The sequence below is a fragment of the Streptomyces sp. NPDC031265 genome, assembly GCF_055570295.1.
The window spans coordinates 307,436-324,990 of sequence record NZ_JBVIHM010000005.1; the positions used below are offsets into that span (position 1 = coordinate 307,436).

Sequence of the window (17,555 nt, forward strand, 5' to 3'; positions counted from 1 at the left end):
GTTGTCCGGCGTGAACACGAGGCGTGAAACAAGAGTCGATTGACCGGAACGCGGCGGGGACACAGCGAGACTGGACGCGAGACGAGAGGGACCGCCATGCCCGCATTCGCGCTGGAGCCGGAGCAGCAGGAGTGGTGCGCATGGCTGCGCACCACCGCCGGGGAGCGGCTGCGGCCCCTTGCGGACAAGGGTGACCCGGGGCGCGTGAACCGGCCACTCGTCGCCGCCCTCGGTGAGCTCGGGCTCCTGGAGCGGCTGTTCGCCTCGGGCGCGCTCGACCTCTGTCTGATGCGCGAGTCGCTGGCGTACGCGTGCACCGAGGCGGAGACCGCGCTCGCCCTCCAGGGGCTCGGCGCCCACCCCGTCGCCGCACACGGCACCGAGGCGCAGCGGGCCCGCTGGCTGCCCGAGGTCACCTCGGGGCGGGCCGTCGCCGCCTTCGCGCTGAGCGAGCCCGACGCGGGCTCCGACGCGGCCGCCCTCGCCCTCAAGGCCGAGCCGGACGGCGGCGGTTGGCGCCTCAGCGGCGAGAAGTGCTGGATCTCCAACGCCCCCGAGGCCGACTTCTGCACGGTGTTCGCCCGGACCACCGAGGGCGCCGGGGCGCGGGGTGTGACCGCCTTCCTGGTCCCCGCCGACCGGCCCGGGCTGAGCGGCGCCCCCCTCGACATGCTCTCCCCGCACCCGGTCGGCACGCTCGTCTTCGACGGGCTGCGCGTCGGTGCGGACGACGTCGTGGGGGAGCCCGACCGGGGCTTTCGCGTCGCCATGGGCACGCTGAACCTGTTCCGGCCGAGCGTCGGCGCGTTCGCGGTCGGCATGGCGCAGGCGGCGCTGGACGCGACCGTCGCGCACACCGCGCGCCGCACCGCGTTCGGCGGCCCGCTCAAGGACCTCCAGACGGTCGCCCACCAGGTCGCGGAGATGGCGACCCGCACGGAGGCGGCGCGTCTGCTGGTGTACGGGGCGGCCGCCGCGTACGACAGGGGAGCGCCGGAGGTCCCCAAGTACGCGGCGATGGCGAAACTGCTCGCCACGGAGACCGCTCAGTACGTGGTCGACGCGGCCGTCCAACTGCACGGCGCGCGGGCGCTGCGGCGGGGCCATCTGCTCGAACACCTCTACCGCGAGGTGCGCGCGCCCCGGATCTACGAGGGCGCGACCGAGGTGCAGCGCACGATCATCGCGAAGGAGCTGTACCGATGAGCCTCCACCGGGTGAACCCCGCCGAACTCTCCCCGGCCACCGGCTTCAGCCATGCCGTCGTCGCCACCGGCGGGCGGCTGGTCTTCCTCGCGGGCCAGACCGCGCTCGACGCGGACGGCAAGGTGGTGGGCGAGACGCTGCCCCAACAGTTCCGGACCGCGCTCACCAACCTCCTCGCCGCGCTCGCCGCCGCCGGGGGCACCCCGGCCGACCTGGCCCGGGTCACCGTGTACACCACGGACGTCGCGGACTACCGTGCCCGGGCCCATGAACTCGGCCTCATCTGGCGCCGGCTGGCCGGGCGCGACTACCCGGCGATGGCGGTGATCGGCGTCGTGCGGCTGTGGGACGAGCAGGCGCGGGTGGAGCTGGACGGGTTCGCGGTGCTGGACTGACGGTCATTGGCTGACCCCGTCGGCGTCACCCCGAGGTGACGGGAGGGGAAATAGGGGCTGCACAAGCCTTGTCAGTGCAATTTCACATTACTATGTTACAGGTCACGCGAACGGCTCGTCAGGTCCCCAAGTGCCGTACGCAGTCGGGCAATTCGTCCTGTCCGGGGACGCTCTTGCCGCACCACGGCACACCGCACCACCTGACAGAGCCGCAGCCGCAGTACACGCATCCCCGCACCGCCGCGCCACCCCCCAACTCACCTCCCACACAGGAGCCTTCGGTGTCCCAGCTCAGATCCGCGCGCAAGCCGCTGCTCGCCGCCGCTGTCGCGGCGACCCTGCTCGTCACCGCCGGGCAGGCGGCGCAGGCCGCGCAGGCCCCGCGCTCCGCCAAGGCCGACGCCTCGCGCGCGCTCCCCGCCACCTTCGGTGCGCGGCCCGCCCCGGCCGCCGCCAAGGGGGCGAACCCCTTCGACGAGGTCGACCACCTCGCCAAGGCGCCCAAGCAGACGGCCCGTCAGCTGCCCGCCCCCGGCGGCCATCAGGACGGACGCATAGCCGGGCCGCAGACCCGCGCGGTCGTCCCGGCCGCCCACTCCGCGCTGCGCGCCGCCGGCGTCCCGTGCACCCTCGACGGCATCACGGGTCTGAGCCCGCAGGGGCTCGCCGACTTCCTCACGGACCCGGCCGTCACCGCCGACGGCTGTCTGCGCGGGCTCGTCTGGACCTGGGACGCGCGCCTCGCGCCGGTCATGTCCGACGCCCATGTGCAGGCCGTCGCCCGCCGCGCCACCAGCCTCGCCGCGTCCCACGACGGGAAGAACAGCAGCCATCTGCTGGAACTGTTCACCTACCTCCACGCGGTCGCGTACCAGGACTACGGGCGCGACGAGATAGACGTCACCGACCAGCCCACGGTCGACGCGATGCGCGAGGCCGTCGCCGCCCTCGGCTCCGCCGCGCACACCTTCGACGTCACCCCGCAGAACGCCCAGACCCTGCGCGAGGCGCTGTACGCGGCGAGCGCGCCGGGCATGCGCCAGTACCAACTCCCCCTGATCAAGCGGGTCCTGGCGACCATGGCCCCGGGCGCCCCGACCGCCACCAGCACGGACTGGGCCGGCGCCGCGCTCTCCGCGCTCTCCGTCAACTACCTCGGCGTCTACCCGGGCAACAAGGACACCGCGTTCCAGGCCGCCGCGGCCGCCGACCCCGCCTACCGCGCCGCCTTCCGCGCCTTCTCCGGCTACACCCACCTCAAGGGCACGGCCAACGCCTGGGTGGTCCGCGACGCGCTGTCGGAGTACGGCCGCTTCGGCCAGATCGACGCCGTCAAGAGCCAGATCGTTCCCGACCTCGGCGCCCTGCTGCCGACCACGCAGACGAACTTCGGCAAGATGAGCGCACCCTGGTTCTCGCTCGCGAGCTGGCTCAACGTCTATGGCCAGTGCACTCCGTACAACGTGTGCAAGGACCAGATCGAGAACCAGCTCTTCACCCACACGTACTCGTACGACAACGGCGCCATCCAGGTCCGCACCGCCCTCGACCAGGCCACCGTGGACCAGCTGTACTACGCGAGCAAGCAGGTGAAGTCGCAGTTCTTCCGGGTGCTCGGCACCGACAAGCCGCTCGCGGGCGACACCAACACCACCCTGCACATCCACCTGTACGCCTCGCGCGCCGACTACGAGGTCTACCAGCCGTTCCTCACCGGCCTCTCCACCAGCAACGGAGGGATGTACATCGAGGACGGCGCGACCTTCTACACCTACCAGCGCCGGGTGCCGCAGGACTCCTCGCTCACCCTCGAAGAGCTCTTCCGGCACGAGTACACGCACTACCTCAACGGCCGCTGGGCGGTGCCCGGGATGTTCGGGGAGGGCGCCTGGTACACCGGCGACCGCACCACCGCCATGGACGAGGGGACCGCCGAGTTCTTCGACGGCGGCACCCGCGACGACGGCATCGCCGTGCGCAAGTCGCTGGTCAAGGGCATCATCAACGACACGGCGGGCGGCGGCCCGCGTATGACCGTCGACCAGCTGCTGCACGCCACGTACGACGGCGACGGCTTCCGGTTCTACAACTACGCCGGCACGTTCTTCGAGTACCTGTGGGACCAGCGGCCCTCGCTGCTGCGGGAGATGTACGGGTACCTGCGCGCGGACGACCCGGCGGGCTTCGACGCCTGGCGCAACCGGATGGGCCGGGACGCGGGCCTGCAGGCCTCGTACAACGCGTTCCTGGACGCGCAGATAGCCAAGGTGGACACGCTGTACGTGCCCAACACCAAGTACACCCCGAACGCCAAGCTGAAGTACTCCGCCGTGTCGGGCGTGCGTACCGCGTTCGCCAAGTCCACCTACAGCAAGCCGGACTGCGTCCAGAACGGCGACCCGGGCAAGCGCCGCTTCATCTGCACGGGCAAGATCACCGCGAGGCTGGCCGACGCGAACGACCCGGACCAGGTCTTCGAGGACATGTCCGAGACCGTCGACTACTTCCTCCTCGACCGGGCGGAAGAGGGGGGCAACAACCTCGCCGACATGAACTGTTCCTTCGGGACAGTCGACATCTGGTCGAACAAGAAGGGCGGCACCTCCAGTTACAGCTGTGAGGGCCCGCTGCGCAGCTGACGTCCCCCCTGGGGCCGGGGCGACTCCGACCGCTCCGGCCCCTTGGTCCCTCTAGAAGAATGTGACATATTACTGTGGTGCCCAAGAGACACCCCCTGGACGCCGTGATCGTCGGCGCCGGAGTCGTCGGTGCGGCCTGCGCGTACTACGCGGGGCGCTCCGGACTCCGCGTCGCGGTGGTCGACCGCGGTCCCGTCGCGGGCGGCACCACGGGTGCGGGGGAAGGCAATCTGCTCGTCTCCGACAAGGAGGCGGGCCCCGAGCTCGACCTCGCGCTGCTGTCCACCCGACTCTGGCGCGACCTCGCTCACGTCCTCCCACCGGAGATCGAGTACGAGCCAAAGGGCGGTCTCGTCGTGGCGCCCGACGAGGCCGCCCTCACGGCGCTGCGCGCGTTCGCCGAGGAGCAGCGCAAGGCCGGGGTGCAGGCACGGGAGATCACCCCCGACCGGCTGTACGACCTGGAGCCCCATCTCGCCCCCGGCCTCGCCGGTGGCTTCCTCTACCCGCAGGACGCCCAGGTCCAGCCCGCCCAGGCGGCGGCGCAACTCCTGCGCGCGGCACGCCAGTTCGGCGCCGAGACCCACCTCGGGCAGGAGGTCGAGGAGGTCCTCACCGGGCCGGCCGGCCGCATCCGGGGCGTGCGCACCCCGCAGGGCGACCTGCTCGCCCCGGCCGTCGTCAACGCCGCCGGGACCTGGGGCGGCGAGCTCGCGGCCCTCGCGGGCACCACGCTGCCGGTGCTGCCGCGCCGCGGCTTCGTCCTGGTCACCGAGCCGCTGCCGCGCCTCGTGCGGCACAAGGTGTACGCCGCCGACTACATCGCGGACGTCGCCAGCGGCTCGGCCGCGCTGCAGTCCTCCGCGGTGGTCGAGGGCACCGCCGCGGGCCCGGTCCTGATCGGCGCGACACGCGAGCGGGTGGGCTTCGACCGCGCCCTGTCCACCGAGGCGCTGCGCCGCCTCGCCGCCCAGGCCGCAGCCCTGTTCCCGGTCCTCGCGGGCGTCCGCGCGATCCGTACGTACCACGGCTTCCGCCCCTACCTCCCCGACCACCTGCCCGCGATCGGCCCCGACCCCCGGGTCCCGGGCCTGCTGCACGCGTGCGGTCACGAGGGTGCGGGCATCGGCCTCGCACCGGCCACCGGTCTGCTGATCGCCTCGGCGCTGAGGGGCGAGCGAACCGCCCTTGACCTCCGGCCCTTCAGGCCCGACCGTTTCGCGACGGGGGAGTACGCGGGCGAGTGCGAGCGGGGAGTCGGCTGATGGCGAAGGTGTACGGGACGGAGGGAGGCGGCTCCGGCGCGCCGCGTGCGCGGTGGTGGAACAAGTTCACCGGTGACATTGCACAGCGAGGGGCAGGCAGACGCGCCACCTCCAACGGCGCCACCTCCAACGGCGCCACCTCTCGCGGCGCCGCCCCGAACCACCCCGCCCCGACAGGCGCCGCCCCCTCGCCCGCCGCCCTCGTCCGGGCGACGCCCGACCCCGCCTTCACCGTCACCTTCGACGGCCGGACGCTCACCGCCCTGCCCGGACAGAGCATCGCCGCCGCGCTGTGGGCCGCCGGGATCCTCTCCTGGCGCACCACGCGCGCGGGGGGCGAGCCGCGCGGCGCGTTCTGCGGGATCGGCTCCTGCTACGACTGCCTTGCCACCGTCAACGGCCGCCCCAACCAGCGCGCCTGCCTCGTCGCGGCCCGCCCCGGCGACGTGATCACCACCCAGGAGGGCACGGGCCATGCCGACCTCGCCGTCTGATCTCGCCGTCATCGACGTGGCCGTCGTCGGCGCCGGGCCCGCCGGGCTCGCGGGCGCCGTGGCGGCGGCCGATCTCGGCCTGGGCGTCACGGTCCTGGACGCGGGGGAGCGGCCCGGCGGGCAGTTCTACCGGCATCCCGCGCCGGGCCTGCGCGCCGCCCGCCCGGAGGCGCTGCACCACGACTGGGAGGCGTTCGCCACGCGCGCGTCCCGGCTCGAAGCCCACCGCGGGGCCGGCCGCGTCACCCACCTCGCCGCCCACCACGTCTGGACGGTGGTACGGGACGCGGCCACGGGGGAGTGGCTGCTGCACGCGGTCGCGAGCGGCCCCGGCGGCGAGGAGACGCCGGCCGTGGTCCGGGCGCGGGCGGTGCTGCTCGCGACCGGCGCGTACGAGCGCCAACTCCCCTTCCCCGGCTGGACCCTGCCGGGTGTCGTGGGCGCGGGCGGGGCACAGGCCATGCTGAAGTCCGGCCTGGTGCTGCCCGGCAGGCGGGTCGTGGTGGCGGGCAGCGGTCCGCTGCTGCTCGCCGTCGCCGCATCGCTCGCGGCGGCCGGCGCTGCCGTCCCGGCCGTGGTCGAGGCGTCCGCGTACACCTCGTACGCACGCGAACTGCCCGCGCTCGTCCGCAACCCCGGCAAACTGGGCGAGGGGGCGCAGTACGGCGGCGGGCTGCTGCGGCACCGGGTGCGGCTGCTGACCCGGCACGCGGTGACGGCCGCGCACGGCACCGACCGCGTCGAGGCCGTGACGGTGTCCCGGCTCGACCGCGACTGGCGGCCCGTGCCGGGCAGCGAGCGCCGGGTGGTGTGCGACGCGCTCGCGGTCGGCCACGGGCTCGTCCCCCAGCTGGAGCTGGCGACCGGCCTGGGCTGCGCCACCCGCCGTACGCCCGACGGCACTCTCGCCCTGGACCTCGACCCCGCGCAGCGCACCTCCGTGCCCGGGATCTGGGCGGCGGGGGAGACCGGCGGTATCGGGGGTGCGCAACTGGCCCTGGCGGAGGGTGAATTGGCGGCTGCGGCGATCGCGTACGAGCTGCGGGGGGCCCCGCGTCCGCGTGGGGCCGCCGCCCTGGTGCGGCGGCGTGCGCGGCTGCGCCGGTTCGCCGACGCGATGGCGGCCGCGCACCGGCCCGGGGACGGCTGGACCGGGTGGCTCGACGACGCGACCTTGGTGTGCCGCTGCGAGGAGGTCCCGGCGGGGCGGATCAGAGAGGCCGTGGCGGATCTCGGCGCGCAGGACGCCCGGAGCGTGAAACTGCTGACCAGGGCCGGGATGGGCTGGTGCCAGGGCAGGATGTGCGGCCAGGCCGTGGCCTGCCTCGCGGGCGGCGGACCGGCCGAGGACCGGCGGCCGCTGTCCTGCCCGGTGGAGCTCGGCCGGCTCGCCCAACTGCCGCCTTCCGCAAGCTGACCACGACCCACCGGGCCACCCTCCGCAGGCTGACGGCATCCGTCATCACCCGGTGCGGGCTCTTGTGGCCGACGTACAGCATTCAGTAAAATGTCACACACCACACTAGGGAGTCACCGATGACGTCTGCCCAGACCGCCGTGTCCGCCCGCCCTTCCGCCGCCCGGCAGCCCTGGCGCGGCATCATGGTCGCCACCGCCCTGCCCCTGCGCGACGACCTGTCCGTCGACTACGACGCCTACGGCGCCCATGTGCGCTGGCTGATCGACAACGGCTGCGACGGCGTCGTGCCGAACGGCTCCCTCGGCGAGTACCAGACCCTCACCGACGAGGAGCGCGCCCGGGTGGTCCGCACCGCTGTGGAGGCGGCGGGCGACGGCGCCCGGGTGATGCCGGGCGTCGCCGCGTACGGCAGCGCCGAGAGCCGCCGCTGGGCCGAGCAGGCCGCTGAGGCGGGCGCGGGCTCGGTCCTGCTGCTCCCGCCGAACGCCTACCGCGCCGACGAGGCCGCGGTGCGCGCCCACTACGCCGAGGTGGCCCGGTCGGGAGTGCCGGTCGTCGCGTACAACAACCCCATCGACACCAAGGTCGACCTGACGCCCCCGCTCCTCGCCCAGCTGCACCGGGACGGCAGCGTCGTCGCGGTCAAGGAGTTCAGCGGGGATGTGCGCCGGGCGTACGAGATCGCCGAACTCGCCCCGGATCTCGACCTGTTGATCGGAGCCGACGACGTGCTCCTCGAACTCGCCCTCGCGGGCGCGGTCGGCTGGGTCGCCGGATATCCCAACGCGCTGCCCGCCGCCTCGGTCAGCCTCTACCGCGCCGCCGTCGCCGGGGACCTGGAGAGCGCGCTGCCGCTCTACAAGTCGCTGCACCCGCTGCTGCGCTGGGACTCGAAGACCGAGTTCGTGCAGGCCATCAAGTTGTCGATGGACATCGCCGGACGCCCCGGCGGCCCGGTCCGCCCGCCGCGCGCCGCGCTCGCCGGGGACCAGGAGTCCGCGGTCCGCGCGGCCACCGAGAAGGCACTCGCGGAAGGACTCCGCTGACCATGCGCACACGTCACGTCTACCACGCGGTCGACTCGCACACCGAGGGCATGCCGACCCGGGTGATCACCGGCGGAGTCGGTGTCGTCCCCGGCGCGACCATGGCCGAGAAGCGGCTCCACTTCCTCGACCACCTCGACCACCTCCGCACGCTGCTCATGTACGAGCCGCGCGGCCACGCCTCCATGAGCGGCGCGATCCTGCAGCCGCCCACCCGCCCTGACGCCGACTACGGCGTCCTGTACATCGAGGTCTCCGGGCTGCTGCCGATGTGCGGCCACGGAACGATCGGCGTGGCCACCGTGCTGGTCGAGACCGGCATGGTGACGGTGACCGAGCCGGTCACCACGGTCCGCCTCGACACCCCCGCCGGTCTGGTGAGCGTCGACGTCCGGGTGGAGGACGGCGAGGCGAAGTCCGTCACGCTCACCAACGTGCCCTCCTTCTGCCTCGGTCTCGACCGCAAGGTGGAGGTGCCCGGCCACGGCACGGTCACCTACGACATCGCGTACGGCGGGAACTTCTACGCGTTCGTCCACCTCGACGACCTCGGGCTGCCCTTCGACCGGGCGCGCAAGGACGACCTGCTCGCCGCCGGGCTCGCGATCATGGACGCCATCAACGCGACCGACCGGCCGGTGCACCCGGAGAACCCCGGGATCGGCGGCGTCAAGCACGTCTACCTCACCGCGCCCGGCTCGGACGCGGTCCGCTCCCGGCACGCCATGGCGATCCACCCGGGCTGGTTCGACCGCTCGCCGTGCGGCACCGGCACCTCCGCCCGTATGGCGCAGTTGCACGCCCGGGGTGAACTCCCGCTCCACCGCGACTTCGTCAACGAGTCCTTCATCGGTACGGAGTTCACCGGCAGGCTGGTCGAGGAGACCACCGTCGGAGGCCTCGTGGCGGTGGTGCCGACGGTGACCGGACGCGCCTGGATCACCGGGACGGCCCAGTACTTCCTGGACCCGTCCGACCCCTTCCCGGCCGGCTTCCTGCTGTGAGCGCCCCCGTGGACGTGCCCGGCCAGGACCTCGCCCCGGTCGGCGCGGAGGAGATCGCGCGCCTGCTCACGCCCGCCGCGGCCGCGGAGGCCGTGGCGGACATGCTGCGCGGCGGGTTCGAGCCCGAGTCGGACCCGCCGCGCGTCAACCTGCCGGTCGCGGCGGGGGAGTTGCTGCTGATGCCCGCCGCCTCCGGGGCGTACGCGGGGGTGAAGATCGCGGGCGTCGCCCCGGCCAACCCCGCGCGCGGTCTGCCCCGGATCACCGGCAGCTATCTGCTCCTGGACGGCGCGACCCTGCTGCCGCTCGCCCTCCTCGACGGCGCGGCCCTGACGACCCTGCGCACCCCGGCCGTCTCCGCCGTCGCGCTCGCGCACCTGGCGGCCCCGGACGCGGCCCGCCTCGTCCTGTTCGGCGCGGGCCCGCAGGCGTACGGCCATCTGCGAGCGGCTCTGGCCGTACGGGAGTTGAAGGCCGTCACCGTGGTCGCCCGCAGCCCCGAGGCCGTCGAGGCGCTGGTGGCGTACGCCCGAACGCTCGGCGTGGAGGCGCGCGGAGGCACCCCGGACGATGTCCGCGACGCCGACCTCGTCATCTGCTGCACCACCGCGCGCGAGCCGCTGTTCGACGGCCGGCTGGTCGCGGACGGGGCCACCGTGGTCGCGGTCGGCTCGCACGAACCGGGCGCCCGCGAAACCGACTCGGCGCTTGTGCGGCGCTCGGCGGTGTACGTGGAGTCGCGGGCGGCGGCCCTGCGCGAGGCGGGCGATCTGCTGATCCCGCTGAACGAGGGCGCCATCGGGCCCGGTCAGGTGGCGGGCACCCTCGCCGAGCTCGTCAACGGGCGGGTCACCGTCGCACCCGGCCGCCCCCGCCTCTTCAAAAGTGTGGGCATGGCCTGGGAGGATCTGGCCGTGGCGGCGGCATGGCACCGTGCACGGTGCAGCCCGAGAGGGCAACGTGACATTGTACGCTGAGCCTCCGCGGATTCACGGAGGAAGTGCCATGGGCGACCTGAAACAGCGCAATCTCATCACCGCTCAGGAACGCCTGCGCGACCAGGTCGCCCACGCCCTGCGCGCCGCCCTGGTCGCCGGTGAACTCCGCCCGGGCAACATCTACTCCGCCCCGGGGCTGGCCGCGGACTTCGGCATCTCGGCCACCCCGGTCCGCGAGGCGATGCTGGACCTGGCCCGCGAAGGGCTCGTCGAACCCGTACGGAACAAGGGCTTTCGCATCACCGAGGTGAGCGAGCGCGACCTCGACCAGTACACCGAACTGCGCGCGATGATCGAGGTGCCCACCGTCGGCAAGGTGACGCAGCTGGCCACCGTGGAGCAGCTGGAGGCACTCCGGCCGGTCGCCGAGGAGATCGTCGCCCACGCGCGCGAGCACAACCTCATCGGCTATCTCGACGCCGACCGCCGCTTCCACCTCCAGCTCCTCGGCCTCGCCGGGAACGAGCGGCTCGTCGAGACCGTCGGCGACCTGCGCAAGCGCTCCCGTCTCTACGGACTGACGAGGCTGGATGAGCGCGGCCAGCTCATCTCCTCGGCCGAGGAGCACATCGAACTCCTCGACCTGATGGTGGCGGGCGACGAACTCGCCGCCCAGGAGTGCATGGCCCGCCACCTCGGCCACGTCCGCTCGCTCTGGGCGCAGGCCCGCGACGAGCCGGTGGAGCCGCGCCCCAAGCGCACGCTGGGCAACCGCTGACCTGCGTACGGTGACGACTGCGGGGCGGCGGCGGGCCGTTGGGGCGGCCGGGACTTGATCGACTGGTGAGGCCCAGGGGCCGGGCTTAGTGTCGAGAGGTGGACGAGCCGTCCACCGCCCCTCGTGCGAGGGCAAGGTCCGTCATGACGAGTTCGCAGCCGACACCCACGACCGCCGCCGCCGCCCCCGACAGCAGGGGCGGTGGCAAGGGGATCGCGCTCCTGGTCATCGCCTCGTGCCAGTTGATGGTGGTGCTCGACATCACCATCGTGAACATCGCCCTTCCGCACATCCAGAGCGCCCTGGACTTCTCCACGACCAGCCTGGCCTGGGTGGTCAGCGCCTATACGCTCACCTTCGGCGGGCTGCTGCTGCTCGGCGGCCGGGCCGGCGACATCCTCGGCCGGCGCCGGGTCTTCGTCTTCGGCGTCCTGCTCTTCGCGGTCGCCTCCCTCCTCGGCGGACTGTCCCAGAGCTCCGGCCAGTTGCTGGCCGCCCGCGCCTTCCAGGGCGTCGGCGGCGCCATCGCCTCGCCGACCGCGCTGGCCCTGATCACCACCACGTTCACCGAAGGCCCCGAGCGCAACCGGGCGTTCGGCGTCTTCGCGGCGGTCTCCGCGGGCGGCGGCGCGATCGGGCTGCTCGCGGGCGGCATCCTCGTCGAATGGCTCGACTGGCGCTGGGTGTTCTTCGTCAACGTGCCGATCGCGGTGCTGATCGCGCTGGCGACGCCCCGGCACATCCAGGAGTCCGAGCGCCATCCGGGCCACTTCGACTTCGCCGGCGCGCTCACGTCGACCCTCGGTATGACCGCGCTGGTCTACGGCTTCATCCGGGCTGCCCAGGAGGGCTGGCGCGACCCGTACACACTGGGGTCCTTCGCCGCCGCCGTCCTGCTGCTCGTCGCGTTCTTCCTGGTGGAGCGGCGTTCGGAGCGGCCCATCACCCCGCTGCACATGTTCGCAGACCGCAACCGCGCGGGCACCTACGGCATAATGCTGAGCCTCGCCGCCGCGATCTTCGGCATGTTCTTCTTCCTCACGCTGTTCGTGCAGAACGTGCTGGGTTTCAGCCCGCTGAAGGCCGGGCTCGCCTTCCTGCCGGTCAGCGCCGTCATCGCGGTGGGCGCGGGGATCGCCTCACAACTGCTGCCGAAGTACGGCCCCAAGCCCTTCATGGTGACGGGCTCGATCCTGGCCGCCGGGGGACTGTCCTGGCTGACGCTCACCGACATCCACTCCACGTACGCGGGCAGCATCCTGGGCCCGATGCTCGTCTTCAGCCTCGGCATGGGACTGAACTTCGTCTCGCTGACGCTGATGGCCGTCTCCGGTGTGCCCGTACACGAGACGGGCGCCGCCTCGGGCATGCTCAACGCCACCCAGCAGGTGGGCGGCTCGCTGGGTCTGTCCATCCTGGTCACGGTCTTCGGTACGGCCAGCCGCAACGAGGCGACCGACCAGGTGCCGAAGTTCCTGCAACAGGCGAGCCCCGCCGAGCGCCTGATGTTCCAGCGCACCGGCAAGCTCCCGCGCCCCTGGAGCGACCAGGTGCTCGCCTCCGGGGTCTCCACGGCCTTCATCGTGGCCGCGATCTTCGCGATCGTGGCGGCGGTGATCGCCCTGCTGGCCATCCAGGTCCGCCCCGAGGACCTGGAACGCCTCCAGGGCGGAAAGACCCCCGGTCCCTGAGGCCGCCCGGCGGGGACGATCTCAGGGACCGGGGACCGGCGAGTGAGTTGTCGCTAGATGTCCCGGAAGATCTCGATCTGCGCGCCCACCGAGTTGAGCCGCTCCGCCAGCTCCTCGTAGCCGCGGTTGATCACGTACACATTGCGCAGTACGGACGTGCCCTCGGCCGCCATCATCGCGAGCAGGACCACCACCGCCGGGCGCAGCGCGGGCGGGCACATCATCTCCGCCGCGCGCCAGCGGGTCGGGCCCTCGACGAGCACCCGGTGCGGGTCGAGGAGCTGGAGGCGGCCGCCGAGGCGGTTGAGGTCCGTGAGGTAGATCGCACGGTTGTCGTAGACCCAGTCGTGGATGAGGGTCTTGCCCTGGGCGACTGCCGCGATCGCCGCGAAGAACGGCACGTTGTCGATGTTGAGGCCGGGGAACGGCATCGGGTGGATCTTGTCGATCGGCGCCTCCAGCTTGGAGGGGCGGACCGTGAGGTCGATCAGCCGGGTGTGGCCGTTGTCGGCGGCGTACTCCGCCGAGCGGTCGTGGTCCAGGCCCATCTCCTCCAGGACCGCGAGCTCGATCTCAAGGAACTCGATCGGCACCCGGCGGATCGTCAGCTCCGACTCGGTGACCACGGCGGCGGCGAGCAGGCTCATCGCCTCGACCGGGTCCTCGGACGGCGAGTAGTCGACGTCGACGTCGATGTTCGGCACGCCGTGCACGGTCAGGGTGGTGGTGCCGACGCCGTCGACCCGTACGCCCAGCGCCTCCAGGAAGAAGCAGAGGTCCTGGACCATGTAGTTGGAGGAGGCGTTGCGGATGACCGTGACGCCGTCGTGGCGGGCCGCGGCCAGCAGCGCGTTCTCGGTCACCGTGTCGCCGCGCTCGGTCAGGACGATCGGGCGGTCCGGGGCGGTCCGCGTCACCTCGGCGTGGTAGATGCCCTCGGTGGCCGTGATCTCCAGGCCGAAGCGGCGCAGGGCGATCATGTGCGGCTCGATGGTGCGCGTACCGAGGTCGCAGCCGCCCGCGTAAGGCAGCCGGAAGCGGTCCATGCGGTGCAGCAGCGGGCCGAGGAACATGATGATGGACCGGGTCCGGCGGGCGGCCTCCGCGTCCATGCCGTCCAGGTCGAGCTCGGCCGGGGGCACGATCTCCAGGTCGACGCCGTCGTTGATCCAGCGGGTGCGCACCCCGATGGAGTTGAGGACCTCCAGGAGCCGGAAGACCTCTTCGATACGGGCCACCCGGCGCAGCACCGTACGGCCCTTGTTGAGGAGCGAGCCGCAGAGCAGCGCCACGCAGGCGTTCTTGCTCGTCTTGACGTCGATGGAGCCGGAGAGCCGGCGCCGGCCGACCACCCGCAGATGCATGGGCCCGGCATAGCCGAGCGAGACGATCTCGCTGTCGAGGGCTTCACCGATGCGGGCGATCATCTCAAGGCTGATGTTCTGGTTCCCGCGCTCGATACGGTTCACGGCGCTCTGGCTCGTGCCCAGAGCCTCGGCCAACTGCGTCTGTGTCCAGCCCCGGTGCTGCCGGGCGTCACGGATGAGCTTGCCGATGCGTACGAGGTAGTCGTCTGACATGGCGGCAGGTTATCTCACATATGAGATGAGATTCCTGTTGGGATGCGCCGTCAGGGTGAGGGCCGTGTGAAGCAACGTCAGTTCTGATGGTCGGGCGGTGGGGGCGCCGGGGCAACCGGAGTGCATCCGTCCGGGACCCTCCGGGGCGACCCCCGCGCGTGTGCGGGGCGTGCCCGCACATGACCAGCGGCCGCCCATGTACTAGAGTTATCTCGACATCGAGATATCTGCCGAGGCGCACCGCGGCCGCACGTCACCGCCACTGCGGCGGTAAGGGTGACCTAACTTAGCCTTACCTTAACGGATTGGCTATCCAGCGTGGCGGCAGGATGCGGTGGAACGCGCACATATATGAAGGAGACTGTCGTGTCGGCGAACAGCTTCGACGCCCGCAGCACGCTGCAGGTGGGCGACGAGTCGTACGAGATCTTCAAGCTGGACAAGGTCGAGGGCTCCGCGCGCCTCCCTTACAGCCTGAAGGTGCTGCTGGAGAACCTGCTCCGTACCGAGGACGGCGCGAACATCACCGCCGACCACATCCGGGCGCTCGGCGGCTGGGACTCCCAGGCGCAGCCCAGCCAGGAGATCCAGTTCACGCCGGCCCGCGTGATCATGCAGGACTTCACCGGCGTGCCCTGTGTCGTCGACCTCGCCACCATGCGTGAGGCCGTCAAGGAGCTCGGCGGCGACCCGGCGAAGATCAACCCGCTGGCCCCGGCCGAGCTGGTCATCGACCACTCCGTGATCGCGGACAAGTTCGGCACGAAGGACTCCTTCGCGCAGAACGTCGAGCTGGAGTACGGCCGCAACAAGGAGCGCTACCAGTTCCTGCGCTGGGGCCAGACCGCGTTCGACGAGTTCAAGGTCGTCCCGCCGGGCACCGGCATCGTCCACCAGGTCAACATCGAGCACCTGGCCCGCACGGTCATGGTCCGTGGCGGTCAGGCGTACCCCGACACCCTGGTCGGCACCGACTCGCACACCACCATGGTCAACGGCCTCGGTGTGCTGGGCTGGGGCGTCGGCGGCATCGAGGCCGAGGCCGCGATGCTCGGCCAGCCGGTCTCGATGCTCATCCCGCGCGTCGTCGGCTTCAAGCTGACCGGTGAGCTGAACCCGGGCACCACCGCCACCGACCTGGTCCTCACGATCACCGAGATGCTGCGCAAGCACGGCGTCGTCGGCAAGTTCGTCGAGTTCTACGGCGAGGGCGTCGCCGCCACCTCGCTGGCCAACCGCGCCACCATCGGCAACATGTCGCCGGAGTTCGGCTCCACCGCCGCGATCTTCCCGATCGACGACGAGACCCTGAAGTACCTGCGCCTGACCGGCCGCGACGCCCAGCAGGTCGCGCTCGTCGAGGCGTACGCCAAGGAGCAGGGCCTCTGGCTCGACCCGGCCGCCGAGCCCGACTTCTCCGAGAAGCTGGAGCTCGACCTCTCCACGGTCGTCCCCTCCATCGCCGGCCCGAAGCGCCCGCAGGACCGCATCGTCCTCGCCAACGCCTCCCAGCAGTTCGCCCTGGACGTGCGCAACTACGTCGAGGACGACGACGAGGCGGGCAAGGAGTCCTTCCCGGCCTCCGACGCCCCGGCCTCGGCCAACGGCGTGCCGACCCGCCCGACGCTGGTCACCGCCGCCGACGGCTCGACGTACGAGATCGACCACGGCGCCGTCACCGTCGCCGCGATCACCTCCTGCACCAACACCTCGAACCCGTACGTGATGGTGGCCGCGGCCCTCGTCGCGAAGAAGGCGGTCGAGAAGGGCCTGTCCCGCAAGCCGTGGGTCAAGACCACGCTCGCCCCGGGCTCGAAGGTCGTCACGGACTACTTCGACAAGGCCGGTCTGACCCCGTACCTGGACAAGATGGGCTTCAACCTCGTCGGGTACGGCTGCACCACCTGCATCGGCAACTCCGGTCCGCTGGACGAGGAGATCTCGAAGGCGGTCAACGAGCACGACCTCGCGGTCACCTCGGTGCTCTCCGGCAACCGCAACTTCGAGGGCCGGATCAACCCCGACGTCAAGATGAACTACCTGGCGTCCCCGCCGCTGGTCGTCGCGTACGCCATCGCGGGCTCGATGAAGGTCGACATCACCACCGAGGCCATCGGCACCGACACCGACGGCAACCCGGTCTTCCTCAAGGACATCTGGCCGACCGAGGCCGAGGTCAACGACGTCGTGGCCAACGCCATCGGCGAGGACATGTTCAACAAGTCCTACCAGGACGTCTTCGCGGGTGACGCGCAGTGGCAGGCGCTGCCGATCCCGACGGGCAACACCTTCGAGTGGGACCCGCAGTCCACCTACGTCCGCAAGCCCCCTTACTTCGAGGGCATGCAGATGGAGACGACCCCGGTCACCGACATCTCCGGCGCCCGCGTGCTGGCCAAGCTGGGCGACTCGGTCACCACCGACCACATCTCCCCGGCCGGTGCGATCAAGGCCGACACCCCGGCCGGCAAGTACCTCACGGAGCACGGCGTCAACCGCCGCGACTTCAACTCCTACGGCTCGCGCCGAGGCAACCACGAGGTCATGATCCGCGGCACGTTCGCCAACATCCGCCTGCGCAACCAGATCGCGGAGGGCACGGAGGGCGGCTTCACCCGCGACTTCACGGTCGAGGGCGCCCCGGTCTCCTTCATCTACGACGCCTCCCAGAACTACCAGGCCGCCGGCATCCCGCTGGTCATCCTGGCGGGCAAGGAGTACGGCTCGGGCTCGTCCCGCGACTGGGCCGCCAAGGGCACGGCGCTGCTCGGCGTCAAGGCCGTCGTCGCCGAGTCGTACGAGCGCATCCACCGCTCGAACCTCATCGGCATGGGCGTCCTCCCGCTCCAGTTCCCGGAGGGCGCCACGGCCTCCTCCCTCGGCCTGACCGGCGAGGAGACCTTCTCCATCACGGGCGTCACCGAGCTGAACGACGGCACGACCCCGCGCACGGTGAAGGTCACCACGGACACGGGCGTGGAGTTCGACGCGGTGGTCCGCATCGACACCCCCGGCGAGGCGGACTACTACCGCAACGGCGGGATCATGCAGTACGTGCTGCGGAACCTGATCCGTAACTAGGGATCGGGCTCTGCCGGT

At 71.8% G+C, this 17,555-nt stretch carries 12 protein-coding genes and 1 pseudogene; 12 read left to right on the top strand and 1 reads right to left on the bottom strand.

Translation table 11 applies throughout. The annotated features are described in order from the left end of the window. The first annotated feature begins 96 nt into the window (after nt 1-96). The 11 genes and pseudogenes from ACZ499_RS11685 to ACZ499_RS11735 all read left to right on the top strand — a co-directional run bounded on the left by ACZ499_RS11685 (nt 97) and on the right by ACZ499_RS11735 (nt 12,876). Entirely contained in the window at nt 97-1,206 is a 1,110-nt protein-coding gene (locus tag ACZ499_RS11685; RefSeq protein ID WP_468674028.1) for an acyl-CoA dehydrogenase family protein, read from the top strand. Further along, complete coding sequence (locus tag ACZ499_RS11690; RefSeq protein ID WP_468674031.1) at nt 1,203-1,601, top strand: RidA family protein; 399 nt, start codon at nt 1,203-1,205, stop codon at nt 1,599-1,601. Before ACZ499_RS11685 ends, ACZ499_RS11690 begins: the two co-directional genes overlap by 4 nt. Before the next feature lie 281 nt (nt 1,602-1,882). Further along, on the top strand, nt 1,883-4,240 hold the full coding sequence (locus ACZ499_RS11695; RefSeq protein ID WP_468674034.1) for a collagenase: 2,358 nt from the start codon (nt 1,883-1,885) through the stop codon (nt 4,238-4,240). Nucleotides 4,241-4,317: 77 nt separating this feature from the next. Then, on the top strand, nt 4,318-5,505 hold the full coding sequence (locus tag ACZ499_RS11700; protein ID WP_468674037.1) for an NAD(P)/FAD-dependent oxidoreductase: 1,188 nt from the start codon (nt 4,318-4,320) through the stop codon (nt 5,503-5,505). Nucleotides 5,506-5,687: 182 nt separating this feature from the next. Next, nucleotides 5,688-5,999, top strand: a pseudogene (locus ACZ499_RS11705) ((2Fe-2S)-binding protein); the annotation flags it as partial. Beyond that, a complete protein-coding gene (locus ACZ499_RS11710) occupies nt 5,980-7,416 on the top strand; it encodes an FAD-dependent oxidoreductase (RefSeq protein ID WP_468674039.1) in 1,437 nt (478 codons plus the stop codon). The pseudogene ACZ499_RS11705 and the gene ACZ499_RS11710, both read left to right, overlap by 20 nt. 119 nt (nt 7,417-7,535) lie before the next feature. Next, the gene (locus ACZ499_RS11715; RefSeq protein ID WP_468674042.1) at nt 7,536-8,465 is read left to right on the top strand and encodes a dihydrodipicolinate synthase family protein; all 930 of its coding nucleotides are present in this window, start codon (nt 7,536-7,538) and stop codon (nt 8,463-8,465) included. Nucleotides 8,466-8,467: 2 nt separating this feature from the next. Beyond that, a complete protein-coding gene (locus ACZ499_RS11720; RefSeq protein WP_385539305.1) occupies nt 8,468-9,469 on the top strand; it encodes a proline racemase family protein in 1,002 nt (333 codons plus the stop codon). A 101-nt stretch (nt 9,470-9,570) separates the two neighbouring features. Further along, the gene (locus tag ACZ499_RS11725) at nt 9,571-10,446 is read left to right on the top strand and encodes an ornithine cyclodeaminase family protein (protein ID WP_468674087.1); all 876 of its coding nucleotides are present in this window, start codon (nt 9,571-9,573) and stop codon (nt 10,444-10,446) included. Between the two features lie 28 nt (nt 10,447-10,474). Beyond that, a complete protein-coding gene (locus ACZ499_RS11730) occupies nt 10,475-11,185 on the top strand; it encodes a GntR family transcriptional regulator (protein WP_371655243.1) in 711 nt (236 codons plus the stop codon). A gap of 143 nt (nt 11,186-11,328) precedes the next feature. Further along, nucleotides 11,329-12,876 (top strand): MFS transporter, encoded by a 1,548-nt coding sequence (locus tag ACZ499_RS11735; RefSeq protein ID WP_468674046.1) that lies wholly within the window; start codon nt 11,329-11,331, stop codon nt 12,874-12,876. A 53-nt stretch (nt 12,877-12,929) separates the two neighbouring features. Here ACZ499_RS11735 and ACZ499_RS11740 read toward each other — a convergent pair whose 3' ends face one another. After that, complete coding sequence (locus ACZ499_RS11740) at nt 12,930-14,456, bottom strand: helix-turn-helix domain-containing protein (RefSeq protein ID WP_385539299.1); 1,527 nt, start codon at nt 14,454-14,456, stop codon at nt 12,930-12,932. A gap of 351 nt (nt 14,457-14,807) precedes the next feature. On the opposite strand from ACZ499_RS11740, the gene acnA reads away from it, so the two are divergent. Further along, on the top strand, nt 14,808-17,537 hold the full coding sequence (acnA, locus tag ACZ499_RS11745) for an aconitate hydratase AcnA (RefSeq protein ID WP_468408421.1): 2,730 nt from the start codon (nt 14,808-14,810) through the stop codon (nt 17,535-17,537). Nucleotides 17,538-17,555: the final 18 nt, after the last annotated feature.